Source organism: Cedecea sp. Ae19-4 (assembly GCF_059801165.1).
The window spans coordinates 2,695,194-2,720,336 of record NZ_JBCHWG010000001.1 but is presented as its reverse complement, the minus strand read 5'-3'; the positions used below and the strand labels follow the sequence as shown (position 1 = coordinate 2,720,336).

The window sequence follows — 25,143 nt, the reverse complement described above, 5'->3', positions numbered from 1 at the left end:
CCCCCTAAACCGATAGGTCAGCCTTTAAATAAAAAACCTATAGATCTAAACCTGTAGTTGGTCGTGCCAAATTGTGGAAAACCGCTCCACACAAGGGACACGGGGCACTCCTGCGGGGTTCCCCCACCGCTTCGCGGCGGCTCCCCCTCCCGCATGAGAGGCGTTCGATACGCTCACAAGTTGGCTTGAGGCGACGGCAAGTCGTCGCAGTGCAGCGGAACGCCGTGGATTACACACCGCCCCCTCGCACCTCACCGGACCCCGAAAAGGACAAAAAGACGATCGGGCACCAAAAAGGGAAGGGCAGGGCCAAAACCAGCATAAGGCCTCTAACGGCCTGCAAAATCGTCCAAAATCGCTCCTGTATGGGGCGTGGTAGCGTTTTTTCAGTGTCGGGATGGTTCTGCTGTCATGTGTGAAAACTCCTCACGGAGCGATACAGGCCGTTTTGGCGGTGTGTAATAGACGGAGAAGTTGCGGCAGGAAAACAAAACCCCGCACTCAGGCGGGGTTGTGGGCGATGAAACTGGTGGTGCTCGTCAGCGATTGATGACCCTGCCTCGCTGCTGTTCTTCCTCTTCCATCTGAAGGATGGCCATTCTCACATGCTCTACCAGTACCACCTGATTCTTGCTGCCGAAAAGTGGCATGCGATTAAGCATACCCATGCCACCGTAGAAATGCGCAGCGGCAGGCAGAGCCAATCGGTTCACACGATGCTGTAGTGCCGTGTACTGCTTATCTAGTGCGTCGAGCTGCGGGCCGAAGCCTTTGCGTCTCAGCCATTGGCCAAGCGCCCACATACCAATACCGAGAACAAAAAAGCCACCGAGCATCATCAGGCCAAAAAATATATCGTTCATCATGATTACGTCTCCGATTGAGAGTTAACACTAGAAGCCATGCCGGGCACATTGAGCGCGCCGATGTCTCCGGTGCTAGTGGTGTCCGATGCCGGACGAATAATGTTGGATTCCGCTTGTGTAGTCGTCTCACCGCCATCATCAGGCGCTGGACTGTCACTGCCGGGGACTGGAGGGGGAGATCCGGTGCCCCCGAGCGAAAGCCCGTGGGAGCTTTCCATGCCTGGTACGCTGATAGCGCCCAGCACGCCAAGCGCCCGTGTGGCCACCTCGGCGCCCTGCGCAACAGCCTTGCCGTTGCCGCCAGTCCCTTCTTTTGGTGTCATCTGCCGTTGCTGCGCGACGGCTTGCTGATCCATATCGTCGTCACCACCCTTCGCAGCTTTTCCGGCCTGTTTGGCGGCTTGCTTTAAGCCGCTGCCTGATTCTTGGCTAGCAGGCGAAGCGGCCGCCGACACTGGATTCGCCGATCCTGACGCGGCACCACCCCCGACGCGAGAACCTGCGGCCTTTGCGGTCGCACCGCTGCCCCCTCCTGTGCTTGCGCCAATTCCAGCGCCGCCGACGCCCGTCGCACCACCGATACCCCCTGCGGTACTGCCGCCTGCCATGCTGGCGTTCAATGCGGAGGCCAGTCCACCACCCGCGGCACTGGCAGCGCCTCCGCCAGTTCCCGCGGCCCCTAGTGCTCCAGCAGCCGGGGCTGCTGCCCCAGCTGTTGCAACAGTAGCGATTGCGGCCGCCGCACCGGCTGCACCGGCTGCGGCCATGCCCCCAATTGCAGAGCCGCCGCCCATCGACGTGCCGTTAATCATGCCGCCGATCAGTTCAGGGATAGTTTTGGTCAGGTAGGCGCACACCAAAGACAGGCCGACCAAGGTCATCAACGACGCTTCGTCGTTGGTGTAGGCTGCCGACCATTCTGCGGAAACCTGCATGATCAGACCCACAATCAGAGTCAGGACAAACAGCTTGGCACCTACCGCAACGGCATAGCGAATGGGAGCCAGTGCATATTCGCGCGTCCATTGAGAGCCACCGAAACCCATGAACAGGACGGCGGCATTGATGATGACGTAGGCCTCTACGAGCGTCACGAACACCAGAGCCGCTATAAACGTGAAACACATCAGGACGATCAATGCAGATACGGCCACTACAACCGATGTGATTGGGCTGAACATCGACACACCGGCCGTCAGCACCTGCCGTGAAAAGTCCACAGCAGTTGAGAACATATCCCCCGGCATCAGCTCCGCACTACCCAACCCTGCCGCGTGCGCCCCGGCCTGCCGGAAGCTGTTGACGATGGCCCCGCCCCACTCGGTCGCGTGATCGAGCATCGCATAGAAGAACCCTATCACGAGGATGAATTTCACCAGATCATGGAGGATGTCGCCCAGTTCAGCTCCGCGCATGACCAAAGGAGCAAAAGTCCAAACTAACTGGATGACGGCAAGGCATCCCAAGAGCCACAAGGCGTAGTCATGCAGGCGCGGTGCCCATTGGTTTGAAGCGTTCTGAATCAGCCGCAGAAGGCTGTTCATAGACGTGTTGCTCTGCGCCAAATCGACCCCGGCAGCCATCGCACTAGTTGCAGATAGCAAGAGCACCGCGCCGACAAGTGCGAAAACGGTTGAACGTCGCATAGTCAGAACCCCTCAGACGGGCCGCGAGTGTTTGGGCGGCTGCGGAATTGGTCATCCTGATGGCCATTGCCGACCGCTGCGCATTCCGGTGCGGCGGCGTTCGTGACGACCACGGCGGTCAGTGCCGACCCGCCAAGGGCCGAGACGAGACAGAGGGCGGCAATCAGCGCCTTAGAAATCATCATGGTTAGAACCCCTCAGACGGGCCGCGTGTATTTTCACGGCTGCGGAATTGCTGTTCGGAGGCATCGCTAACGGACTGTCGTTCGTTTTGCTGCGCCATGTAGTTGCCTTGCAGGGTGATTTGTGTGGCTACCAGATCGCGCAGCTTCTGGAGCTGCTGCACGTTCTGCGCCGCAATCTCGTTCCCGGCTTGAATGGCTTGCTGACGGCCAACGGCCGACTGCGAACGGCTCACCAACTGATCCAGCATCGCGTTCTCATCCTCGAATGTGCTGGTATTTACGCCAGCGGCCTGCATGGCCGTGCGGGCGTTATCGAAGCCGGATTGTGCCCAGTCCCGATAGCGCTGCGGCATGTTGTTTTGCCCTTGACCAATCGAGTTCAGATAGCTGTCATAGCCCTTGAACTGCTGGCGAAACTGTTCGTCCAGATTGCTGATGTTGCGGCCGAGCGACTGCGCCGAGTTGTAGACGCTGGCCACGCGCTGGAGGTCGCCAGTGATAGAGTTGAACATGCGGCTGGGCAGTGACATGCCCTGCTTAATCATGTTGTCGTACTGCTGGATCTGCGTCTGCAACTGCTGCGCGGTGTTCAGTTGCGTGTTGACCGCTTCGGCGTACTCGTACATCTGCTGATAGAACGTCGAGCAGTTCGAGCAATAGATGGCATAGGCCGGAGTCGGTGCCATGTAGGGGCCAACGCCAAGGCTTGCGATTGCCAAGGCCAATGCCGCACTCCGTCCGAATTTTCGCAGTGACGAAATAGACAGTATTTGCGATTCTATTTCCATACCTAATACCTCGTTTTGATAAATTCCGAGGCTTAAGTATTCCTCAAAGCGCCTGACATCGCTAGACATGAAAAATAACTTTATTTCAATAAAAACAAACACATAAGTGTCCGTCAAACGTCTATTTCCGGACAGGTGGGATTGCCTAAAATCTTGTTTTTTAACGAGGTTTTCTTAGAAGGATTCAATTGAAAGTGTTGTCCGTAAAACGTATGTTTACGGACAAAAAAAGCCCACCGAAGTGAGCTTTTGATAAGGCGGTGCGCGGCGTCAGTGGGCCGCGTAATAGGGATTCTGTACGCGATAGAGGTCACGCTCTGTTTCAGGGATGTGCAACGTTTCAAGGTGCCACTCTTCGAGTGAAGAAGCCAGCTCGGCCGCAATGCGCTGGGCTTCCATAACGCTCTTGCCAGACCGCCCACTGGCTCGACCGAGGTAGGCTTGCAGTTCGTTGAGTTGATTGGCCAATGTGCTGATGCGGTGAGCTGTCTTCATGATCAATTCTCCTTGCTGATCCTTTCCACGATTCTGTCGAATTCTTCCCGGACTTGATCGTCCGTCAGTTCAAGATTAACCAATCCTGACTTTATTGCAATTCTTCCGATTCTTTCTGCTGCCTCATTGTCGAGTTTTGCCAATCTGGCTTTCGCCATTTCAAGCTCTGAAAGGGCATCAGAACGGCGCTCTGCGAGGGTTTTTCGTGCCATGATTACTCCGTCGTTTATTGATGATCGAGTTTCGAAAAAAAAGCGCGCAAACGGAAGCTATGTTCTCACCCGAGTCGAGCAATTTACAAGGCTTAGATTTGGCTGGCCTAGCATATGGCCTCTCAAAGTCCCTCCTTTTGGTGTCAGTCCGTACTTGATGCTCATGAACTCAGTCGGGAACGCGATTCTATGCAAATGTACGCGATTCTATGCGATTAGAAGAATTGATTAATGCGATGCTACGCGAATGTATGCGAATTAGCGCGAATGTACGCGATTACGCCATGTTTTAATGGCGATTCTACTCCGGTCGCATAGAATCGCAGAGAGGTAGCAGGCAGGATGTGTGTTGTACCGGTACGGGCAAGCCCGCACCAGTCCAACACCGCCCCTTACTCACCTGCGGTTCGACGGCATCCTGCTCTGCGAGGCTGACGGTCGCTGCCGCGACAAAGGAGCCACGGGCACCAAAAAGGAGGCGCAAGCCGGGCAAGACAACGACACCAATCCGCGCCATCGGGCGCGATGGAAAAGGGGCACTGATGAGTGACGAAGAACAGAAACCGAAAGGGAAGGGCCGAGGAACCCGACCCCGAGGCCAACGAATAGAGGTATGGGTGAACAACGACGAAAAGGCCGAGCTGGCCGACCGGGCTGCTCAGTCCGGTTTGTCGTTGTCCGCCTACATGAAAGCGGCCGGACTGAACGCGCCTATTCGGGCAAGGGCTGACCTGTCAGCCGTGGCCGATCTTGTGCGCGTGAACGGCGACCTTGGCCGGGTGGCCGGGTTGCTGAAGTTGTGGCTCGCGGAGAAGCGCGGTCAAGGTGCAAGGCCCGTTGACGTTGAGCAGATGATGATCGAATTTCGCGAATTACAGGCGGGAATTCGAGAGAAAATGAGCGCTATAGTCTTTTCCAGAAAATGACGACGGGTTATGCTCAGTTTTTCGGGTTTTCTGTTTGATGCTTCTTCGGGATTGGTTGCTGGTTTAACCTGCAATACATATCCATTTTGATGTACTTTGGATTGTGCAATCCAATAAAATTCGGTGGGCAACATGAAATATATCAAAATTCTGCATGCTTGATTGTTCCGTAGGAATGGGGGTATCGCGAAATGAAAGACAGATCACATATTGAGGTAATGGTCGAATATCTCCGCGCCAATCCGGCCTATTCAGAACAGTTGCTTGCCGAAGTACGTCGCGATGGAAGTTTGGATGAGTTGTCGATTCTTTTACGACAGATGAAAGAGGCATTTGAGTGCGACTGTACATGTTCGGGATCCGCAGCGAAGCAATGATGACCAAGCTGCGTCGGTCGTGACGGCCCAAGCTGGATGCGGTTTCCTCAAAAACGAGTGAATATCCTTTGCGACGCTGGGCGCAAGGTGGCTTCGTAGTGCGTATGCTTAAGTCCGTTTCGCTAATTCTCGCGTTCGGGGGAACTCGCAATCGGCGCGAAAGGGGATAAAATGCTATCTGATATTTCTATAACAAACGAAGCAAGTTACGGGGCAAATACGCAACGTCTGGCAGGACTTCGCTCAATCAATTTTATTTTCGGTACCAATGGATCGGGTAAAACGACTATCTCGCGTGTCATTGCAGACCCCGCTTCAAAACCCGCCTGCGCTGTTACGTGGACCGGTCAGCCACTGGAGCGTCTTGTCTACAACAGTGACTTCTGCTCTCGGAATTTCGCTCAACAGATGCCGGGCATTTTCACGCTAGGGCAGGCGGAGGCTGAAACGCTTGCCAAGATCGAAGCGGCGAACGCCCAAGTGCAATCCCTAACCCGAGACATTGCTCAACTCCAAAATACCTTGGGTGACGTAAGCTCCGGCAAGCTCGGGGAACTCCAGACTTTAAGGACTGGCATAGAACAGAAATGCTGGGAGATCAAGACAGTCCACGATCCTTATTTTCAAGAGGCATTCACTGGCTTCCGAAGTTCAAAGGCTAACTTTTGCGACAAGATCCTGATGGAGTGGGCGCAGAACTCTGCTGAGATTGTCCCGCTTGACGAGCTCAAACAACGTGCGCTGACAATTTTTGAGAAAGGGCTCGAACGTCTTACACCCATCGTAGTGTTTGACGCCAACGACCTTGTGGTCCTTGAAGGCTCGGCAGTTCTCTCGAAAAAAATCGTAGGGAAAGAAGACGTTGACATCGCTGCACTTATACGTCGCCTCGGCAACAGCGACTGGGTGCGGCAAGGCCTTGGTTATGTAGACGAAGCGGGGCCGCAGTGCCCATTCTGCCAGCAGGAGATGAACGACTCTCTAAAAACAAAACTGAATGACTACTTTGACGAAACCTATCTTGCTGATATCGCAGCAATCGAACGCATAAGGGACGCATATGATGCTCACTCCAAAACCCTTTTGTCTCGGCTCGAGTTGATCCACAGTGCGGGAAGCAAGTATCTTGATGTGGTAGCGTTTCGCGCCGATATCGATCGACTCTCGGCACGGTTAGAGTTGAATCTTCGGCAAATCGACCGCAAACGGAAAGAGGCAAGTTCGCAAGTCACGCTTGAGCCCGTTGGTGAAATCGTCGCCTCCCTTCAAGATGCTATCTCCAACGCAAATACTGAGATAGGTAAGCACAATGCGACAGTTGACAATCTGGCGACCGAGCGGGCCACTCTTATATCGCAAATCTGGAGATGTTTACTTGAGGAGTCGAGGCTCGCATTTACTGACCACGATAACGCGAAAAGGGGGCTTGATCGTGCCGTTACTGGCCTGACGGCCGGGCTTGCTTCAAAGCGAGCGGCGCTTGCAGAGGCCAGTAACGAACTTGCAGCGTTGGAACGCGAAGTAACGAGTGTTCAGCCAACCGTTACGGAAATTAACGCCATTCTAAGATCGTTCGGCTTTACGGGTTTCCGCCTCGCGACCGCTGGCCAACATCAAAACCTCTATGAAATTGTAAGAGGAGATGGGAGCGAAGCTGCTACCACCCTTAGCGAGGGAGAGCGCACCTTCATCACTTTCCTCTACTTTTACCACCTCATTAGAGGCAGTATCAATGCAAGCGGGATAAATGCGGAGCGAGTCGTCGTGTTCGACGATCCTGTCTCTAGCCTTGACAGCGATGTGCTCTTTATCGTCAGTGCTCTGATCAAACGTGTGCTCGATGAGGCTTGCCGAGGGACTGGGCTTATTAAGCAGGTCTTTCTATTGACGCACAACATCTACTTCCATAAAGAAGTATCTTTCGATCCCAAGCGCGGCACAGAATGCCGAGCACACGAGACGTTTTGGATCGTGCGGAAAGTGAACGATGTATCCGTAATCACCAGCTACAATCACAACCCTATCAGTACTTCTTATGAGCTCCTTTGGGCTGAGGTCAGATCGCCGAACCGATCAAATATCGCGCTCCAAAACACGCTAAGACGCATCCTCGAGAACTACTTCAAGATTCTCGGAAACCTCGATAAGGATGACATCTGCGCGAGATTCGAGGGCCGCGACCAGCAAATATGTGGTTCGCTATTTACTTGGGTGAATGATGGATCGCACAGTTTCAACGATGACCTGTACATTTCTGTCGATGAAGCGATGGTCACCCGTTATCTCGATATTTTTCGCAGAATCTTCGAAGTCACAAATCACCTCGCGCATTATGAGATGATGATGGGGCCACAAGCGCTAGCTACTCTAGCACTTGCGAATGAGAACACAGCCACCGACGCAGTGGACGAAACGGCAGCATGAGTTACGATTTCAAAAATCTATCATCGGCCGACTTTGAGGATCTTGTTCGAGACCTCATAGGACGAGAAGAAGGACTTCGCTTCGAAGCATTCTGCGCAGGGCCGGATGGCGGCATTGATGGCCGGCACGCGCAGGCTAATGGTAACGTCATTCTACAGGCGAAGCATTATGAAGGTTCGCCGTTCGGTAAGTTGATAGCCACTATGAAGCATGAGCGATTTTCAATCGATAAGCTCGCTCCGATTCGCTACATTTTAGCGACTTCCTGTAAGTTCACCCCACTTGGAAAGGGTAAGCTCACTCCGCTTATAGGGCCCAGCCTGAGGTCGGAAGCGGATATTTTTGGTCCGGAGGACCTCAACGGTCTTCTCCGGAAGTACCCAGATATTCTCAAGTCGCACATCAAACTGTGGCTTTCAGGTGCGGGTGTTCTAGACCGAGTCGTACGCGCGGCGGCCCATACCTTTGCAGCGTTCACGCGAGAAGATATTGAACAGAAGGTCCGTGTCTACGCATCAAACCCGAGCTTCGATCAATCACTGGCTACGCTGGAGAAGCATCGGCTTCTTATCATCTCAGGGCCCCCGGGTGTTGGTAAAACGACACTGGCCGAGATGCTATGTTACACATTCCTGAGTGAGGAGTGGGAGCTCGTTCCCATCCGTAGTCTAGAGGACGGCTTCGCGGCCATTAGCGACAGCAAAAAGCAGGTGTTCCTTTTCGACGACTTCCTAGGAAGGGTTGCCCTCGACCGGCAAGCTCTGGCGCACAAGGATTCTGATTTAGCGCGGTTCATGAGCCGAGTACGTCGCTCCCCAAATGCTCGTTTTATTCTGACGACGCGGGGGTACATCTTTGAAGAAGCCCGGAGGGTTTCCGAACATCTTGGCGACCAGCGCCTCGATGTAACGAAGTACGTTCTCGATGTTGGTGTTTATACGCGCCGGATTAAGGCGAGGATTCTTTACAATCATCTACTCGTGTCAGAGACACCACAGTCGCATATCCGTGCGCTATTGGAAAGCAAGAGGCTTGCGGAAATTGTTGATCACAAGAACTATAACCCGCGTGTCATCGAGGCTATGACCGATGCATTTCGCATTGGTGATATCGAACCCGCAGACTATGCTGTGGCCTTTATCGGTGCTCTGAATAACCCTAGCCAGATTTGGGATACCGCATTCCGTACACACATCGATCATCGGTGCAGACACCTCTTGATGGCGATGTTTTTTCTCACGGAGTATGGGGTGCCCCTTGGCACGCTTCGCTTGTCTTTCGAGCTCTTACATACAGCGATGAGCACAGCCTATGGCCTACCGCACGGGCCTAAGGACTTCGAAGAAGCCCTTCGCATCCTAGAAGGTAGCTTCGTCAACATTGTCAACATCAGCGGACCAAGGGTTTCTTTTCTCAATCCTTCGCTCAAGGATTATCTCTCATCCTATCTGTTGGACACAGAGCTATTAATTCGTCTTGTCCCTACAGCAGTCTCCATAGACTGGTTGTCGAGTTTGTGGGATTTTGTGTATCCGCGCGGTCTTAGCGAAGACGATCAAACAAAGATCGCCCTAGCCTGCACTGGCATGCTGGATATGATCGAAACGCGTCCGCACTGGCGCCCGCGAGCTGGCGATGCGCGGTCGCTTGAATACAACGATGCTGCAAACTCCAAACGGCTGGGGATGTTGATGGACTGGTGGCGGCTCACGAACGAGCGGGCATTTGCTGACAGCATTATGGCGATTGCCCGCAATCCACAGCAGGGCTTTGGTGCATGGTCGGATGGAGAGGCCTTGATCGACATATTTTGTCGGCTAGGTGACAAGGGATATGGGCGGCCATTCATATACGAAACCGAATTATTGGAGCTCCTTGAGAAGGCGATCACGGACACTATACGCTGGTGTTCGAGTGACATGCTCTCCACGCTTGTGGATGCAGTGGATGCAGTGGATGCAGCGCAAGGGCTGCCGTCCAGCATCAACCATGCCTTGCAAGCAGCTGTGCTAGAAGAGTTCGAGGAGAATACCAGTCGCATCAGCGAGGATGATAGCGAGTCCTCCTTATCGGATCGTATCGATGCCCTCAAAAAGTTCGCGCCCCGTTTCGGCGTGCCGGAAGATGTTTTGAGTCGCGCCGTCTCCGACATCGAGGACCGAATCGGCGAGATTGAAGACCGGAGCAGTCCCGCTCCCTCCCCGAGTTTCCCACCGTCGAACAAGAGAGAGCGGGAGAAGTTTGACGATAGAGCTCTTCAAGACCTTTTCACTCCTCTCTTGGATCGGTAGTAAAGTTATTGCCGTTTAGGCCGTTTCATTCAGGAATGGGATCATCTTCCTGACATGGTATTCATTATGGTATTGCCGATAGGTTTTTTTATAACTATATGATTTTAATGCGAATTAATTACAACAATATAATTGAGTGGGAATAATCACTCTCTTAATTGACTAGATGTGCTGAAAGCCCGCGATTGCGGGCTTTTTTATATTTGTCTTCCCTTACTTATGCAGCTTCATCCCTTTTATCACCTTATCCACCATCTTCTTCGGGCCGCGCATTGCCAGGCCGACCAGGTTCATGCTGTCGGCATCTTCCGCTTTGAACACTTCCCGGTTGGCTGCATCATGCCCGGTGGAAAACATGGCGTGCACGTATGGGATCAGGGTTAGCTCGCGCTCCAGGCCTTTACGGTGAGCGGTTTGCAGCCCGGCGAGATCGGATTCGAAAATCAGCATCGGCTGGCCGGACAAATTGCCGTATTCGCGGCCTTTCGCATCTATGTAGGGCGCGCCCATGATTTCCGGGGAGGAGGCGGCCACGCCGGTGCCGAGAAACGCCACCACGTTCAGGCGCTGCCAGGTGGGTAAATCGTCGCGTACGATAAAGGCAATTTTGGTATCAAACATCTGTCCTGCTTCTCCGTTCATCTTTCTGAGAAAGCATCATCGAAGATAACAGGGCGGTCAGTATAGAACGTTTGTGCAGCGGCGCTGGTAAGCGACAGGGGAGAGGCGATAGGCGCGCTGGAACCAGCGTCCCATATGGCTTTGGTCGGCAAATCCGGTTTGTGAGGCGACCAGCGCTGGCTCTTTCCCCTGCGCCAGCAGCGAACGGGCAGTGCGCAGGCGGAGTCGCACCAGGTAAGCGTGGGGCGACTGGCCAAATGCCTGCTTAAACTGGCGGTTGAGCCGGAACCTGTCGATGCCGGAGTGCAGCGCGAGTTCGTCGAGGCCGATGTCCAGATGCATACGATCGTGAAGATAATTCCGGACTTCATGCATTTGCCGAAGCGCATCGTTTGAGGTGGAAGGCGGCCTGAGGCTGATGTGACGAGAAAGCAGGGCGATAAGGTGGTCGAGCGTCTGGTCGCGGGCGAGTCGCCCTTCGCGATGGTGAACGGCAAAAAACGCCTGCTGAATAGCAATGCTTAGCTGCGGGTCGTCCGCCAGGGTGTTATGGAAAGCGGCTTCCAGCGTGGCGATGTTGCCCAGCCCGCGGCGCTGCATGTGCTCGCCCACCCAGACTTGCGGCAGGTAGAGCATCGCGTAAGTAAAGCCTTCGGCTTCGGGAGCGTGGCCGTCGTGCACCGCGCCGGGTTCAATCAGAATGGCTCTGCCCGGATGGCTGGTGTGCGTGGTGCGGTGGCAGTTAAAGCGCTGGAGCCCCTGCTGCGTAACGCCGACAAGCACTTCGTCGTGATCGTGCGCGTCGTAAGCGTGGCCGGAGAAATGGGCGTTAATGCTCTCGATGCCGCTCTCTTCATCGCGATTGATATCAACCCAGTCGCTGCTTGTTTTGTCGCGCGTTATCATCAATCAGGCCTCGCTTTAAAACGAATTCGGTTTCCGAAAGAGGAGCAGGCTACTCGATGCCATAGAAAAGGAAGTTAAGCGCCGCTTTTATTGTATTTTCATGTTCAGCCGCGCTGCAGTGTTCTGCGCCCAGGACCCGTTCAGGGATGCTCGCGAGTTCATGAGTCATCACAATAAAATCTTCACCGGCCAGATGAATGGATGGGGTGAGTTTGTCCGTGCGTGGCCCTTTATAGTTTTCAGCAGGGAATAAAGGAATGACGACTCGGGTGTTTCTACGCCCAATGATGTTGCTCTGAACATTCAATAAATACGGGTAAGCCGTTGGCTTTCCCGTATTTTTGTAGACGGTGAATTGCATGATTAGAACGTCCTGTAGGTGTCGGATAAAAGGCCGTTTTCTTCCGTGAGCTGGTTCAGATAGTCGATTGCGGCTTCGTTTTCTTTCTTCCAGCGAGCGGCTTCAATCTCCTTGATTTCGGCTTTTAGCGCTTTACGCAACGTTTGTGACAAGTTGATTCCTGCCGCTTTGGCTTCCTGAATCAGATCTGGCTCCAGTGTGACGGTGACGGTTTTTTTCACTCGTATACTTGCTGATGCAGGCATGGCTCCTCCTCAAGAACTGTGCTTTTGTATGTGTTAATAACGCATACAGTAGCACATATACTGTATGGCTAAAATATCACCAAATGTCTTTGGTTAAAAATCGACTTCATGTCCGGGTTTCAAGCCCGCTATATAAATCCCGATTGATCTGTTAAAACATCTGGCGATCCGACTCCGGCAAAAGTTAAACAAGACTGAGGTAACGAACACCATGAATAAAGCAGATCATCTCCAGGCAGTCACGGCCAAAGCCAGGGCGATCATGGCACGGAACAATATCGAGGCTTTGGTGGTGACCACCCCGGACAACTTTTGCCATGTCACCGGGTTAGCCAGTTTCTTTATGTACACCTTCCGCCACACCGGCGCGGCGCTGGCGGTCATTTTCCGGGATGAGAAGCTGCCTTCGTTGATCGTGATGAACGAGTTTGAGGCGGCTGGCCTGCAGTTTGATCTGGCGAACTATGAGCTGAAGACCTTCCCGGTTTGGGTGGATGTCGACGAGCCTTTTAACCCGCAGCGGGTGGTGAAAGAGCGGCCGATTGGCCCACCGGTGGAGGCCGTTTTCAAGCTGCTCAAGTCCACATTGGCGGATGCGGGCGTGCTGGATAAAAACATCGCTATCGAGCTGAATGCGATGAGCAACGGCGGCAAGCAGACGCTGGATAAGGTGATCCCGAATCTACGGCTGGTGGACTCCACGGCAATCTTTAATGAGCTACGGATGGTCAAAAGCCCGTGGGAGATAGCCTTCCTGCGTAAAAGCGCGCAGATCACCGAGTATGGCATCAGTGAAGCTTTTAAGACGATTGGCGTGGGCTGTTCGGCGTGGGATCTCACCGCCGCCTACAAAGCAGCCGTGATGCAGCACCCGGAGACCAACCTGTCGCGCTTCCATTTGATCTCGGTGGGCGATGATTTTGCCCCAAAACTCATCCCGAGCCGCGAACCCGTTAAACCGGGGGATTTGATCAAATTTGACTGCGGCGTGGATGTCGCCGGGTACGGGGCGGATTTGGCGCGAACCGTGGTGTTCGGGCAGCCAACGGCCATGGCCGAGCGAATCTACCAAACCATTTTGCAGGGCCACGAGCATATGCTCAGCCTGATTGGCCCGGGCATAAAGCTCAGCCATGTGTTTAACGACACGATGAGTAAAATCAAGGCCAATGGCTTGCCGCACTATAATCGCGGCCATTTAGGGCACGGCGATGGGCTGTTCTTAGGCCTGGAAGAGGCGCCGTTCGTGAGCGCTGCGGCAACCGAAACCTTCGAACCGGGCATGGTCTTTAGCGTGGAAACGCCTTACTACGGCATCGGCGTCGGGGCGATCATGCTGGAAGATATGTTGCTCATCACCGATGACGGCTATGAATTGTTTAGCCACTTACCGAGGACGCTTCAGCGTTTTGAGTAAGCTTAATTCGGGGCATTAAGATGCCCCGTTAATCTCTTAATTAAGATATTATTGTGAATTCGTATTGTCAGCTTTGCTAAATTAATTATCTTAATTTTGTAATAGTTGGATAGTACATTGCATTATTAAAAATAAAGGAACCTGCGAGATTAATTTGTACATAAAGGGGTTATAAATAATGCCCGATAATACCAGGCGGTTCCTTTAGGTCAAAAATAACGGATTTTAGTATAAGCGGCTGACATCTACCATTTTTGCATGGGCGAGAGAATATTCAGCAGGCCTCAGTCTCATTCTTTGCTTAGCTAAATTCATTGCCTGCTGACTGGCGCCAGAAAAATCCTTCGGATTTTGCCCCTCGGAGATACCGCAGCCTTTTTGATAGTGAAAGTTGAATGTTTTGGGGATAACGCCAGAGTAATACTCATTTGAATACTCGGCGCTGCCTCCCTGCGCTTTGATAAAGCTGACAATATCATTCCCTATGTGGCTGCTGGGAGGGGAACACCGGACGTAGCTTTGTTTACCGTCGCCGCCAAAGACCGTTGCTTTAAGGCTGCTCATGCTGATGTTTTTAGCGGCTAAAGCATTCTTAATTTCTCTTAAATTTTGCTGCAGCCCGACTTCTGAATCAAAATGCGCGCAGAGAAGGTAATCATGCTGCTCTGATACGGCATAAAGCCCCAGGCAGGTTTGTATTGCCGGCATGGAAAGATCAAGCCCTTCTTTTTTGAACAGACCATATTGGCCCTGTAATACGACGACTCTCATATAATTAATTTCCTTATTAGATGAAATACCCGCGCAAAGAATATAGCAATCTAAAAAGAATGACACGTAACCATTAGTGAGATATTTCTGTAAAACGCCAGATGCCGAATCAGAATAAATACAGAGCAATCGGGCGTAAATAACTTGTCCTGCCTCAGCTAAAAAATGCCAGCTTCACCGCAAATATCGCCAGGAACAGGCCGGTGGCTTTCCCCAGCAGATAAACCATGCCCGGCCGCGAACGCACTTTCTCTGCAAGCGAAGTCGTCAGGAAGATCATTATCGAACAGTAGATAAAGGTCAGCGCGGCGGCCGTACCCGCCAGAATAGCGAACGTCGGGATCCCCAGGCTGCGCGCCGGGTCGATAAACAGCGGCAGAAACATCACGTAAAACAGAATGGGTTTGGGGTTCATCAGAGTAATGACCATGCCCTGCAAAAACGGCGTTCTTTTACCGGTCACCGGCGGCGGCGGGGCGCTGGTTTTCGCTTTCATCAGCAGCTGCACACCCATCCATAGCAGGTAAGCGGCACCCAGCCACTTGATGACCTGGAAAACATGCGGCGAGGATTCGAGCAGTGCAGCCACGCCCGCGATAGCCAGCCACAGCAGCACCTGGTCACCCAGAATAATCCCCATCAGGCAGAGATAGCCGCTGCGCGCGCCGCCTTTGCTGGCGCTGGTGATCAGGATCAGATTCCCGGGGCCGGGAATGATTAACAGCAGGATGAAAGAGACGACAAAGGTGCCGTAATGAATGATGCCGGGCATGCTCAGGTTTTCCTTAAAGTGCTTAGTTCAGATGATGCATTCTTGCTTTTATGCGCCGTACTGGCTGGCTTTATGATGGGAAGGAAGGCCGGTAGGCGGCAACCGAAAAGCGTGATATGTTTTCCTTATCTATGAAGAATTTCGATTTTTCGAAAGCTGCTCTTTCCAATAACTGACTGAAAATATGGCCGGAATAAAGCTAAATCAGCTGGAAATGCTGATAGCCGTAGTGGAAAACAATGGTTTCAGCGCCGCAGCCGCAGCATTGGGCTGTACTCAGTCGCGCATCAGCCATGCGATTGCCGAACTGGAACAACAGCTGAATGTGCGCCTGCTGCATCGCTCGCGCAGCGGCTGCGTGCCGACTGCCGCCTGCACGCAAATCCTCAAAGATGCGAAAAAAATCATGCAGCTGCTGGACGGTATTGAGCAGACAGCGGCGGAAGCGCCGCAGCTTGCCGGGCGCGTGCGGGTGGCCTGCTTCCGCAGCGCGACGGCGAACCTGTTGCCGCCTTACTTTGAGGCGCTGGCCACGGCGCTGCCCGATATTCATCTGGATATTGATGACAGCGCGACGGAATACCATCACCTCAACGACGCGGTGGTGTCCGGGCGGGCGGATATCGGCATTACCATTCAGGGCTACCCGGACTCGCTGCACGGCGTGCCGTACATCAGCGACCCTTACGTGCTGATGCTGCCCCGCAGCTTCCGCCTGCGGCAGCCTTTTAGCTGGCAGCAGCTGGAAAACCTGCCGTTTATCCAGCCGAACGCCAACACTTTAAGCCCCGCCGTGGAGCGCTGCCGTGAGATGGGGCTGCGTAATGAGGTGGTGCATAAGCTGGCCAGCGACAGCGGGATAGTCGGGCTGGTGAATCAGGGCCTGGGGTTTTCCATTATGCCGTGGCTGTCGGTGCTGCCGGTGCCGGAGAATATGCGCATTCTGGATTTGCCCCAGCCGCTGCGCCGCCATTTATTCATCGTCACCCGCCCCGAGCTGCGCCATGACAGAGTGATCGCCACGCTGATTAATTTCCTGCGCGATAAGGCGCTGATCCGCACGACCAGCGTCTGGCGCTCGGGCATGCTGGCTTTCGATTACTGACCGGCTTCCAGCCACTGGCTGGTCAGGGACATGGCCTGAGTGTCAAAGTCGATGCGCATCCGCACCCCGAGCGGGAGCGTCAGCATCGGGTGCGTGTGGCAGCAGTCAAAATCAGAGACGAGGGGGATCTCGCGGCCATTCAGCACTTCCCTCAGGATGTGCAGCGGCGTTTTTCCGCTGCCCTGGTCGTCAAACAGCTCGTGTCTGCCGAGCACAATGGCGGCGATGCGGTCGAACACGCCGCACAGTAAAAGATGGGAAAACTCCCTCTCCAGCTCAGCCGCGCTTTGCAGGCTGTCCTCGATAAACAGAATATCTCCCCGGTTGATATCGGGCATGTATTCGCTGCCCCAGATGCCGTAAAGCGTATTCAGGTTGCCGCCAATGACGCGGCCTTCTACCTTGCCGGTGCCCTCGAAGCACCAGCTGCCCGGACGCAGAGTTTTCGCCCGGGATTGTGTTTCCCAGTCGAGCATTTCCTCGGTCCACGCTGCGGGCTGGCTCAGCGTGTAAGGCAGTGCCTGAGACCGGCTGAGAATATTGAGGAAATAGTCAAACGTGATGTCGACCAGCGGAGGGAACTCACCCAAAGAAGCCACCACCGCCGGGCCATAAAAGGTAATCAGCCCAGTTCTTTGATAGATGCCCGCCAGGAGCGCGGTTACGTCCGAATAGCCGATGATGATTTTGGGATCTTTCATCAGCTGCGCGTAGTCGATATAAGGCAGCAGCGAGTTGCTGTTTAAGCCGCCGATGGCCGAAATAATGCAGCGCACGTTCGGGTCATGCAAAAGGGCATTAAACTCATCCGCCCGCTCGCGAATGGAGCCAGAACGCCAGTAATCCTTTTTGCCTGTCAGGCTGCCCTCCTGCAGACAGAACCCCTGCGACTCAATAAACGCTTTTGCCCTTTGGTAGCGCTGTGGGGCAAACGCGGTGGCCGCCGATGAGGGGGAAAACACGGCGATCGTGTCCCCCGCCGTTAATGGGCGGGCATAAATCTGCGGCATGGCGACTTCTCCCTGTGGGTCAGTTATCGGCTGGCGGTAGCCGGGAAAACAAACTCAAACTCTTCCTGTTCAAACTCATCGGGCGCTTCCCACAGGCTGCTGGCGACTTCAAAAATCTCGTCCGGCACGACCATTGAGAAGGTTTCGCCTTGTTCGGTATTGCGGCGCTGTACGCGCTCGCGGCGAACGCTTTTGGGCGCGTCAAGGACGTGTACGCAAAACGGAATGCCTTCTTCCTGCAGCTGGCGGAGCAGGGCTAACCTTGGGCCTTGCTGAATCAACCCCAGCTCCAGCGCAATGCTGTTGGTGGCAAGCACCGTGCGGGCATAGCTCAGGATAAGCGCAATCAGCCGGTCTTTGCGTTCCACATACCAGGGCACAAAATTTCCGGCCGGGCGGTCGGGGCTGTAGAGCCGCACGAACCACTCGTCCAGCGCGATGTGGGTAAACCCGTCGGTTTTGGCCAGGGCTTTAGCGTAGGTCGATTTACCCGCACCAACCGGGCCTTCAATAAAGTGTATTTGGTTCATCGGATAAGCTTTTTGTAGGAGGAATTATCAGGCGCGTTTTGTCGCGTACTTAACGATAGTAGCGTGAGAAATAGCTTTTAAATAGCTACCTTATTTGTTGTTTTTATAAGAAATAACCCGATGATTACTGATAGTTATTTTCCGGCAAATCTTAGCATCATGTTGAATTTGTGAACCCTTTTTCCTCTGCAATACTGCCCCGGCGTGTGCTGAAACGTATAAGTCCGAAGGGCAAGATTGCGCGATATGGGGAAGTGCAGAAGCATCATGATTCAACTTGAGAACATCAATAAGATCTATCCGGGCAATGTGCAGCACGCGATCAACTCGCTGAATATGACCATCCACGAAGGGGAGTTTTGCACCTTTGTTGGCCCCAGCGGCTGCGGGAAAACCACCACGCTGCGAATGATAAACCGCCTGGATATCCCGGACAGCGGTGAAGTCTATATTCAGGGGGAACCGCTCTCCCGCGCCGATATCATTCAGATTCGCCGCAAAATTGGCTTTGTGATGCAAAGCCCGGCGCTGTTTCCACATCGTACCGTCGCAGAAAATATTGCTACCGTGCCGCGCCTTTTAGGCTGGGACAAGCGAGCCATTTTCCGCCGCATCGACGAGCTGGTGGCGCTGATGTCCCTGAACCCGCTGGTGCTGAAGCGCTATCCCCATCAGCTCTCCGGCGGGCAGCAAAGTCGGGTGTCTATCGCCCGTGCTCTTGCGGCCGATCCACCGATTTTGCTGATGGACGAACCTTTTGCCGCTATCGACCCCGTCGTGCGCGACAGGCTGCAGGGCGAGCTTCTGGCGCTGCAGGCCCGGTTGCATAAAACCATTATCCTGGTGACCCACGATATCAACGAGGCGATTCGCCTCGGCGACCGCATTGCCATTTTCCGCGAAGGCGGGCACCTCGAGCAGTTCGATACCCCGGACAATATTCTCTCCTGGCCCGCCAGCGACTTTGTGCGCGATTTTATTGGCCCTGAACCCAATCTCAAGCGATTGGGCATGATGCGCGTGGCCGATCTGCCGCGCCGGGATGTGCCAGTCTTCACGCACGATGAGTCAGCATCCGGCGAGCCTGCCTTGCTCCACGGGCAGCGGGCGCTGGTCCTGGATGCCGAAGGGCGGCCTCAGCACTGGCAGGAAAATGGGCAGCAGTTGCCGGTTCTTATTGCCAAAGAAAGTGAGTCCCTGCGCCACGTTTACAGCGCCTTGCTCGACGTCCCGCAGGGTGTGCTGGTGCGCGTCACCGCCGAAGGGCACTACGCCGGAGCCGTGGACAGCGCCCTGTTGAGCGATGCGCTTAACCGGCACCAGGAGCTGCACCGCAATGATTGACTGGCAATGGGTGACCGACAATCTCGACATGATAGGTGAGCTGATGCTGCAGCATTTACAGATGGTACTGCTGTCCCTGGCGATGGGGACGCTGCTGACCGCAGGGATGCTTTTATTGTCCATCGTCTGGCCGGCGCTGTCCGGCCCGCTGATTTCCCTGAGCGGGGTGCTTTTCACCATTCCGTCGCTGGCGCTGTTTATTCTTCTGCTGCCGTGGACCGGGCTGTCTGTCACCACGGCGGTGATTGGCCTGACGCTTTATTCGCTGCTGATCCTGCTGCGTAACGTGCTGGCGGGGGTGCAAAAACTGCCCGCCGACGTGCTGGAGTCTGGCCGGGCGCTGGGCTACACGCGCTTTGGCCGCTTTATCGACGTGGAGCTGTTTCTGATTCTGCCCGCGCTGTTTGCCGGGCTGCGCATCGCTTCCGTGACGCTTGTGGGGTTAGTGATCGTCACCGCGCTGATAGGCCAGGGCGGGCTGGGGCAGCTCATGATCCTGGGATTCAACCAAAACTTTTTAACGCCGATTCTGGTCAGCCTGGCGCTGAGCCTGGTGCTGTCGCTTGGGCTTGACCTGCTGATCTCGCGTCTCGGCTACAGCCTGACGGGGTGGACGCGCTGATGGAGATCGTTCAGCAAACCTGGCTTTGGTTTTTGCAGGCCGACCACTGGGGCGGCGATCTCGGCATCTGGCACCGCTTTGGCGAGCATCTTTATTACGTGCTGATAAGCCTGCTGCTCGGGGCGCTGATCGCCCAGCCGCTTGGCATTCTGCTCGGCTACTGGCGGCGCGGGGCGTTTTTTGCCATCAACCTGTTCAACATCGGCCAGGCGTTCCCTTCGCTGGGGATCATCTTGCTTTGCATCATGCTGCTTGGCTTTAACGATGTGCCGGTGTTTATCGCCCTTGTTGCACTGGCGATTCCACCGATGCTGACCAACACCTACGTCGGCATCAGCCACGCCGATCAAACGCTGTGCGATGCGGCTAAAGCGATGGGCATGACGCCGCTGCAAAGCCTGATCAAAGTGCGTATTCCGCTGGCGATGCCGCTGATTTTTGCCGGGATCCGTACCTCGCTGCTGCAGCTTATTGCGACGGCGGTGGTTGCCGCCTACGCCGGGCTGGATGGCCTCGGACGCTTCCTGATCGACGGTCTGGGGCAGCGCGACTATCCGCAGGTGATCGCCGGGTCAGTGGTGATTTCCCTGCTGGCCGTCGGCTGCGAGCTGCTGATGTCGCAGGTGGCTAAGCGCTGGCTCAATTTTGCAATACCAACCGCAGGTTAGAACTTGCGCACAACACAACATAAAACAGAGAAGGGTGATGATGATGAAAAATTGGCTGGCAACGGCGAGCAAAAGATTCCAACTGACTTTACTGGCGGCAGGGCTGGCAAGCGTAGGATTTGCGGCGCACGCGGAAACCGTCACGATTGGCGGCGCAAACTACTCAGAACAAACGATCCTGGCCAACATCTACGCCAGAGCATTAAAGCAGCAGGGCATCGAGGTCAAAACTCGCCTTAACCTGGGCAACCGCGAAATTATCATTCCGGCGCTGAAATCCGGCGAGCTGGACGTGGTGCCGGAGTATCTCGGCGCGCTGCTGAACTACTACCACGGCGGAAGTAAAGCGACGACCGAACAGGAAGTCTCTGCCGAACTGCAGCAGGCGCTACCGGCAGATCTGGCATTGCTGAAACCGTCCTCGGCGGCCTCCAGTACCGCATGGGGCGTGCGTGAAGAGACGGCCAAAAAATATAACCTGAAAACCCTGTCCGACCTGGCGAAGGTTGCCCCTGAGCTTGTGGTCGGTGGCCCGCCGGAAGTGGCGACCCGCGCCCTTGGTCTGCCGGGGCTGGATCGCGTGTACGGCATCAAATTCAAATCCTTTAAGTCACTGGATATCGGTGGCCCGCTGAGCCGCCTGGCGCTGAACTCCGGCAAAATCGACGTAGCGACGCTGGTGTCGACCCAGGGCGATCTGCTGAAAGAGAAGTGGGTGGTGCTGGAGGATGACAAACACGAGCAGCCGGCTCAGAACCTGGTCCCGCTGGTGCACAAAGGCGCTGTTTCGCCGAAAGTGGAGGAAGTACTCAACGATATCTCCGCCAAGTTAACCACTAAAGATTTGATCCAGCTGAACAAGCTGGTGGACGTCGATCATAAAGATCCCGCTAAAGTTGCCGACCAGTGGGTAAAAGAAAAACTGGCCGCTAAATAATGAGTCCCCGGCCAGGGAGGGCCATTTCACAACGAGTATCCCGCCATGCCGCAAGCTACCGCCATTTTTAACCTGTTCTTCTTCAATCCGCAGGGCGATTATCGCTTTTCCTGGCGCCATCCGAACGCGCCGGGCAAAGAGATTTTTACCCTGAAGTATTACGCCGACCTGGCGCGCAGGGCCGAAGCCGCCGCGCTGGATAACATTTTTATCGCCGACCATGTCGCTATTTGGGACACGGTGTCGAGCGGAGTGCCGCATTACGCTAACCCGCGGCTTGAGCCAATCACCCTGCTAGCTGCGCTGTCGGCGGTGACCGAAAACATCGGCCTGATGGCGACGGCTTCAACGTCCTACACTGAACCTTATAATCTGGCGCGTTATTTTGCCTCGCTTGACCATTTGAGCGGGGGACGAGCGAGCTGGAACGTCGTCACGTCCTGGCTGCCAGAAGAAGCGGCCAACTATGGGCTGGATACCCTGCCAGAGCACGGCAGGCGTTACGAGCGCGCCGCAGAGTTTATCGCAGTGGTCAGAAAACTGTGGGATTCCTGGGAAGAGGAAGCCGTGCTGATCGATAAGCAAAGCGGCTATTTTGCCGATCCAGATCGAGTACATCCGCTCAACCACGCAGGCGAGTTCTTTAAGGTGCGTGGCCCGCTGAACGTGCCGCGTCCGCTGCAGGGACATCCGATTGTGGTGCAGGCAGGCTCCTCCGAATCCGGCAAAGCGCTGGCGGCGGCCCAGGCCGATATTCACTTTGTGTTTATGAGCAACATCGGGAAAGGGCTGGCCTATCGCGAGGATATGAATAAACGCCTGAGTGAAAATGGGCGCGAGCCGGAGCACTTTAAAATCCTCGGTGGTGTGCTGCCGGTGGTGGTGAACACGCCGGAAGAAAAGGAGCAGCGCCGGGCGCTAATTCAGACGCTGATGAACGACCAGATGGCGCTGGATCTCCTCAGTACCTATCTGCGGATGGATATGGGAGAATACGATCGTCACGCGCCGCTGCCGCCTTTGCCGGACGAACAGGGCTTTGACGGGCTGAGAACCGCGCTGCAGATCATCAAGGGTTACGATCCTGCACTGACGGTGCTGGAGCTGGGCCGGTTATTGCTTCAAAGCTCCGACAGCTGGCTGGTCATTGGCACGGCGCAGGAAGTCGCCGACACGTTGAGCGAGGCGTTTCACGCCGGGGCCGTGGACGGCTACAACCTGATGTTCCCGTTCCTGCCGGTGGATTTCGATAATTTTGTCGACCAGGTGGCGCCGATTTTGAAAGAGAGCGGGGTGATGCAGCAGGCTTACCGGCCAGGTACGCTGCGTGAGAAGTTGGGGTTGCCGCCGGTGGGGAATCAGTTTAAGCGTGGGTGACAGGTTCGCCCCTCACGCTAACCCTCTCCCTGCGGGGGAGAGGGGGCTAGAAACGCAGGGAATAACGAATACACCTTCTCCTTTTGAAAGAGGGGACAAGAAATATAGGGAATAACGAATACTCCCTCTTCTTTTGAAAGAGGGGACAAGAAATATAGGGAATAACGAATACTCCCTCTTCTTTTGGAAGAGGGGACAAGAAATACAGGGAATAACGAATGCACCTTCTCCTTTTGGGAGAGTGGACTAGAAATGAAGGGAATAACGAATACACCTTCTCCTTTTGGGAGAGTGGACTAGAAATGCAGGGAATAACGAATACACCTTCTCCTTTTGGAAGAGGGGACTAGAAATGCAGGGAATAACGAATACTCCCTCTCCCTGAGGGAGAGGGTCGGGGTGAGGGTAAAAAAGCCGTAACCTAAAGCGTCACCAAACCACTTGCCGCCGCTTTCTGTGCCGCATCGCTAATGGGCTGATAATCATCCCGGTGCGTCACGCTAAAATCTTTTATCAGTAACGCCTCCCTTACTTCTTGCCACTCAGGCTCGCTCACCAGCCGTTTCAACGCGCGGCGCAGCTGCGCCAGTTCCACGGCTGAAGTTTGCACCGAGGTGATCATCGGTAAACCCGGTGCCAGCGCCGTTGTGCCGATAGAAACCAGGCCCGCAACGCGTTCCGGTTCGTGATGAGCAACCAGCGCGAGAGTGACTGCATCAATGGCGGCAATATCGCTCGTGCCGGCCTGCACCTCCGCCAGCGACTGGCGGTGGCTGCCGCTAAAGGCGATGTCTGAGAGGAACTTCCCGTCTTTTTGCAGCGGGGCAACCAGGCTGCGCAGGCCGTGATAGCCGGACTGGGAGTCGTCGCTGTTGCAGACGACGCGCTTGCCCCGGAAATCTGCCAGCGTTTTTCCCGCGTCGGCTTCACGCACAATCAGCTGGCTGCTGTAGTGAAACCCTTCGCAGCCTGCCGCCTGATAATGAAACGTACCGACGACCTGCACCTTAGGCAGCAGGACGCACAGGGGATAACCGCAGGTCTGGCTGAGCAGCAGCCGCGAGTCTTGCCAGTGGCTCAGGCGATCTTCGGGTTCGCTATAAATCAAACTGTCGCCGTCCAGCCCTTCTTCGCTCAGTAGCAGGCGCAAGGTGGCTAACAGCGCTTCGGTATCCGGGTGATGCACGTCGTACATCGGCAGCGAGATAAGCTTACTCATGGGCTTTCTCCTGCGGCACCACGTCCTGCGCCAGGCGGCCGTCCGGGAAGAACGGGTTAATTTCCACCTGGATCGGTTTAATCAGATGCTCGCGCATCAGCTCGCCGTAACCGTTCACAAAGAAGCCCTGGTTCCGCTGCAGGTATTCCTCTTTATACGCGCGGTAAACGGTTGGCAGCCCGTACCACGGAATGCCGGGGAGATCGTGGTGCACTGAGTGATAGTTCAGATTCAAGAACAGCAGACGCCAGAACATGCCTGCTTCGTTAATCACCGTCCGAGCCTCGGGATCTTCCGCCGCGCGGTGTTCGAAGAAAGAGCGGACTTTGGTCATCGCCAGCATCGGCCAGGTGACGACCAGCAGGTAGTAAACCACCGAGAAATCATGCTTCACCAGCCAGCCGAGCACCGGGATAAGCAGCAGCAGATGTACCGTCCACATCGCCATCGCCGGGCGATTACCGCCGCGGAAAGTTTCCCAGATATTGATCGCCGTCCAGCGCATGGTCAGCACCGGCGTCAGCAGCAGCCTACCTGGGAAGGTGTTACGCAGGCGCACCAGCAAGCGCTGAACGCCGCTAAAATGCTGCCAGCGGCGGCGGGTAAAGTAGTAACTTTCCGGGTCAGTTTCCGGCACGGTCAGATCTTCATCCTGGTGATGTTTCAGATGCAGATCGCGATAAGTGCCGTACGGATACCAGATAGAAAAAGGGATCAGCCCGAACAGCTGATTCAGGCGCGGGAAGCGCGTCGGGTGGCCGTGCAAAAGCTCATGCTGCAGCGACATATACCAGGTGGCTAACCAGATGAGCAGCAGCGTTGCCGGGAAGAGGCCAATGGTTTTCCACCACGCCACGGTGGCAAACCAGCCGCCGTAAATCGTGATAATCAGTAGCCAGGTGGGCAGTTCCGTGCGCCACAGCCACGAGCGCCGCAGTTTACTGACAAATTCCCGTTGTTCTTCATGTAAATAGACCGACGCTCTGCCACTCATTTAACTTATCACTGCCCGCAATTAATCGTTGATT

At 54.9% G+C, this 25,143-nt stretch carries 26 protein-coding genes; 10 read left to right on the top strand and 16 right to left on the bottom strand.

The annotated features are described in order from the left end of the window. Nucleotides 1–539: 539 nt before the first annotated feature. The 6 genes from AAIE02_RS12840 to AAIE02_RS12815 all read right to left on the bottom strand — a co-directional run bounded on the left by AAIE02_RS12840 (nucleotide 540) and on the right by AAIE02_RS12815 (nucleotide 4,192). A complete protein-coding gene (locus AAIE02_RS12840) occupies nucleotides 540–866 on the bottom strand; it encodes a hypothetical protein (protein WP_197791877.1) in 327 nt (108 codons plus the stop codon). Nucleotides 867–868: 2 nt separating this feature from the next. After that, nucleotides 869–2,512: a P-type conjugative transfer protein TrbL gene (gene trbL / locus AAIE02_RS12835; protein WP_197791876.1), complete on the bottom strand. Its 1,644-nt coding sequence runs from the start codon at nucleotides 2,510–2,512 to the stop codon at nucleotides 869–871. A gap of 2 nt (nucleotides 2,513–2,514) precedes the next feature. Next, complete coding sequence (locus tag AAIE02_RS12830; protein WP_004690111.1) at nucleotides 2,515–2,697, bottom strand: hypothetical protein; 183 nt, start codon at nucleotides 2,695–2,697, stop codon at nucleotides 2,515–2,517. 2 nt (nucleotides 2,698–2,699) lie between these two features. Next, complete coding sequence (trbJ, locus tag AAIE02_RS12825) at nucleotides 2,700–3,485, bottom strand: P-type conjugative transfer protein TrbJ (RefSeq protein ID WP_197791897.1); 786 nt, start codon at nucleotides 3,483–3,485, stop codon at nucleotides 2,700–2,702. A gap of 270 nt (nucleotides 3,486–3,755) precedes the next feature. Beyond that, a complete protein-coding gene (locus AAIE02_RS12820) occupies nucleotides 3,756–3,980 on the bottom strand; it encodes a hypothetical protein (RefSeq protein WP_197791875.1) in 225 nt (74 codons plus the stop codon). A gap of 2 nt (nucleotides 3,981–3,982) precedes the next feature. After that, nucleotides 3,983–4,192, bottom strand: coding sequence for a TraC family protein (locus tag AAIE02_RS12815; RefSeq protein ID WP_023342662.1), 210 nt, complete (start codon nucleotides 4,190–4,192; stop codon nucleotides 3,983–3,985). A gap of 542 nt (nucleotides 4,193–4,734) precedes the next feature. On the opposite strand from AAIE02_RS12815, the gene AAIE02_RS12810 reads away from it, so the two are divergent. From AAIE02_RS12810 to AAIE02_RS12800, 3 genes are all read left to right on the top strand, one after another. Next, on the top strand, nucleotides 4,735–5,118 hold the full coding sequence (locus AAIE02_RS12810) for a plasmid mobilization protein (protein ID WP_060426170.1): 384 nt from the start codon (nucleotides 4,735–4,737) through the stop codon (nucleotides 5,116–5,118). A 548-nt stretch (nucleotides 5,119–5,666) separates the two neighbouring features. Continuing rightward, on the top strand, nucleotides 5,667–7,919 hold the full coding sequence (locus AAIE02_RS12805) for an AAA family ATPase (RefSeq protein ID WP_126517201.1): 2,253 nt from the start codon (nucleotides 5,667–5,669) through the stop codon (nucleotides 7,917–7,919). Beyond that, a complete protein-coding gene (locus AAIE02_RS12800; protein WP_498532636.1) occupies nucleotides 7,916–10,210 on the top strand; it encodes an nSTAND3 domain-containing NTPase in 2,295 nt (764 codons plus the stop codon). The genes AAIE02_RS12805 and AAIE02_RS12800 overlap by 4 nt, the downstream gene beginning before the upstream one ends. A gap of 213 nt (nucleotides 10,211–10,423) precedes the next feature. Here the strand turns inward: AAIE02_RS12800 and AAIE02_RS12795 are convergent, their stop codons facing one another. Genes AAIE02_RS12795 through AAIE02_RS12780 form a run of 4 tightly spaced genes read right to left on the bottom strand, consistent with a single transcriptional unit; the run spans nucleotide 10,424 to nucleotide 12,343 of the window. Further along, nucleotides 10,424–10,831, bottom strand: coding sequence for a DUF2000 family protein (locus tag AAIE02_RS12795; RefSeq protein WP_336981958.1), 408 nt, complete (start codon nucleotides 10,829–10,831; stop codon nucleotides 10,424–10,426). 57 nt (nucleotides 10,832–10,888) lie between these two features. After that, nucleotides 10,889–11,737 carry an AraC family transcriptional regulator gene (locus tag AAIE02_RS12790; protein ID WP_336981960.1) on the bottom strand — a complete coding sequence of 283 codons (849 nt, stop codon included), beginning with the start codon at nucleotides 11,735–11,737 and terminating at the stop codon, nucleotides 10,889–10,891. A gap of 49 nt (nucleotides 11,738–11,786) precedes the next feature. Further along, nucleotides 11,787–12,098, bottom strand: a complete 312-nt coding sequence (locus AAIE02_RS12785) for a CcdB family protein (protein WP_008459397.1) — start codon at nucleotides 12,096–12,098, stop codon at nucleotides 11,787–11,789. A 2-nt stretch (nucleotides 12,099–12,100) separates the two neighbouring features. Then, entirely contained in the window at nucleotides 12,101–12,343 is a 243-nt protein-coding gene (locus AAIE02_RS12780; RefSeq protein WP_034809527.1) for a type II toxin-antitoxin system CcdA family antitoxin, read from the bottom strand. Between the two features lie 211 nt (nucleotides 12,344–12,554). Between AAIE02_RS12780 and AAIE02_RS12775 the strand changes: the two genes are divergently transcribed. Beyond that, nucleotides 12,555–13,760, top strand: coding sequence for a M24 family metallopeptidase (locus tag AAIE02_RS12775; RefSeq protein WP_498532635.1), 1,206 nt, complete (start codon nucleotides 12,555–12,557; stop codon nucleotides 13,758–13,760). A gap of 225 nt (nucleotides 13,761–13,985) precedes the next feature. Here the strand turns inward: AAIE02_RS12775 and AAIE02_RS12770 are convergent, their stop codons facing one another. Together AAIE02_RS12770 and AAIE02_RS12765 are read right to left on the bottom strand one after the other, a co-directional pair. Beyond that, the gene (locus AAIE02_RS12770) at nucleotides 13,986–14,531 is read right to left on the bottom strand and encodes a hypothetical protein (protein WP_166990506.1); all 546 of its coding nucleotides are present in this window, start codon (nucleotides 14,529–14,531) and stop codon (nucleotides 13,986–13,988) included. A 154-nt stretch (nucleotides 14,532–14,685) separates the two neighbouring features. Continuing rightward, entirely contained in the window at nucleotides 14,686–15,303 is a 618-nt protein-coding gene (locus tag AAIE02_RS12765) for a LysE family transporter (RefSeq protein WP_166990509.1), read from the bottom strand. A gap of 184 nt (nucleotides 15,304–15,487) precedes the next feature. Between AAIE02_RS12765 and AAIE02_RS12760 the strand changes: the two genes are divergently transcribed. After that, a complete protein-coding gene (locus AAIE02_RS12760; RefSeq protein ID WP_166990512.1) occupies nucleotides 15,488–16,408 on the top strand; it encodes a LysR family transcriptional regulator in 921 nt (306 codons plus the stop codon). On the opposite strand, the gene AAIE02_RS12755 is transcribed toward AAIE02_RS12760, so the two are convergent. Continuing rightward, entirely contained in the window at nucleotides 16,402–17,418 is a 1,017-nt protein-coding gene (locus AAIE02_RS12755) for a S66 family peptidase (protein WP_498532634.1), read from the bottom strand. The genes AAIE02_RS12760 and AAIE02_RS12755 overlap by 7 nt on opposite strands. Nucleotides 17,419–17,441: 23 nt before the next feature. Next, nucleotides 17,442–17,948, bottom strand: coding sequence for a P-loop nucleotide/nucleoside kinase family protein (locus tag AAIE02_RS12750; RefSeq protein ID WP_336709020.1), 507 nt, complete (start codon nucleotides 17,946–17,948; stop codon nucleotides 17,442–17,444). 267 nt (nucleotides 17,949–18,215) lie between these two features. Between AAIE02_RS12750 and AAIE02_RS12745 the strand changes: the two genes are divergently transcribed. The 5 genes from AAIE02_RS12745 to AAIE02_RS12725 are packed head-to-tail and all read left to right on the top strand — an operon-like array spanning nucleotide 18,216 to nucleotide 22,896. Beyond that, nucleotides 18,216–19,292, top strand: coding sequence for an ABC transporter ATP-binding protein (locus AAIE02_RS12745; protein ID WP_498532633.1), 1,077 nt, complete (start codon nucleotides 18,216–18,218; stop codon nucleotides 19,290–19,292). After that, nucleotides 19,285–19,914 carry an ABC transporter permease gene (locus AAIE02_RS12740; protein WP_498532632.1) on the top strand — a complete coding sequence of 210 codons (630 nt, stop codon included), beginning with the start codon at nucleotides 19,285–19,287 and terminating at the stop codon, nucleotides 19,912–19,914. The genes AAIE02_RS12745 and AAIE02_RS12740 overlap by 8 nt, the downstream gene beginning before the upstream one ends. After that, the gene (locus AAIE02_RS12735) at nucleotides 19,914–20,582 is read left to right on the top strand and encodes an ABC transporter permease (RefSeq protein ID WP_498532631.1); all 669 of its coding nucleotides are present in this window, start codon (nucleotides 19,914–19,916) and stop codon (nucleotides 20,580–20,582) included. Before AAIE02_RS12740 ends, AAIE02_RS12735 begins: the two co-directional genes overlap by 1 nt. Before the next feature lie 37 nt (nucleotides 20,583–20,619). Next, complete coding sequence (locus tag AAIE02_RS12730) at nucleotides 20,620–21,519, top strand: ABC transporter substrate-binding protein (RefSeq protein WP_498532630.1); 900 nt, start codon at nucleotides 20,620–20,622, stop codon at nucleotides 21,517–21,519. Nucleotides 21,520–21,564: 45 nt separating this feature from the next. Further along, nucleotides 21,565–22,896 (top strand): NtaA/DmoA family FMN-dependent monooxygenase, encoded by a 1,332-nt coding sequence (locus AAIE02_RS12725; protein WP_498532629.1) that lies wholly within the window; start codon nucleotides 21,565–21,567, stop codon nucleotides 22,894–22,896. A 421-nt stretch (nucleotides 22,897–23,317) separates the two neighbouring features. Here AAIE02_RS12725 and AAIE02_RS12720 read toward each other — a convergent pair whose 3' ends face one another. Further along, entirely contained in the window at nucleotides 23,318–24,115 is a 798-nt protein-coding gene (locus AAIE02_RS12720; RefSeq protein ID WP_498532628.1) for a phosphate/phosphite/phosphonate ABC transporter substrate-binding protein, read from the bottom strand. Then, the gene (locus AAIE02_RS12715) at nucleotides 24,108–25,109 is read right to left on the bottom strand and encodes a fatty acid desaturase (RefSeq protein ID WP_008459379.1); all 1,002 of its coding nucleotides are present in this window, start codon (nucleotides 25,107–25,109) and stop codon (nucleotides 24,108–24,110) included. The genes AAIE02_RS12720 and AAIE02_RS12715 overlap by 8 nt, the downstream gene beginning before the upstream one ends. Nucleotides 25,110–25,143: the final 34 nt, after the last annotated feature.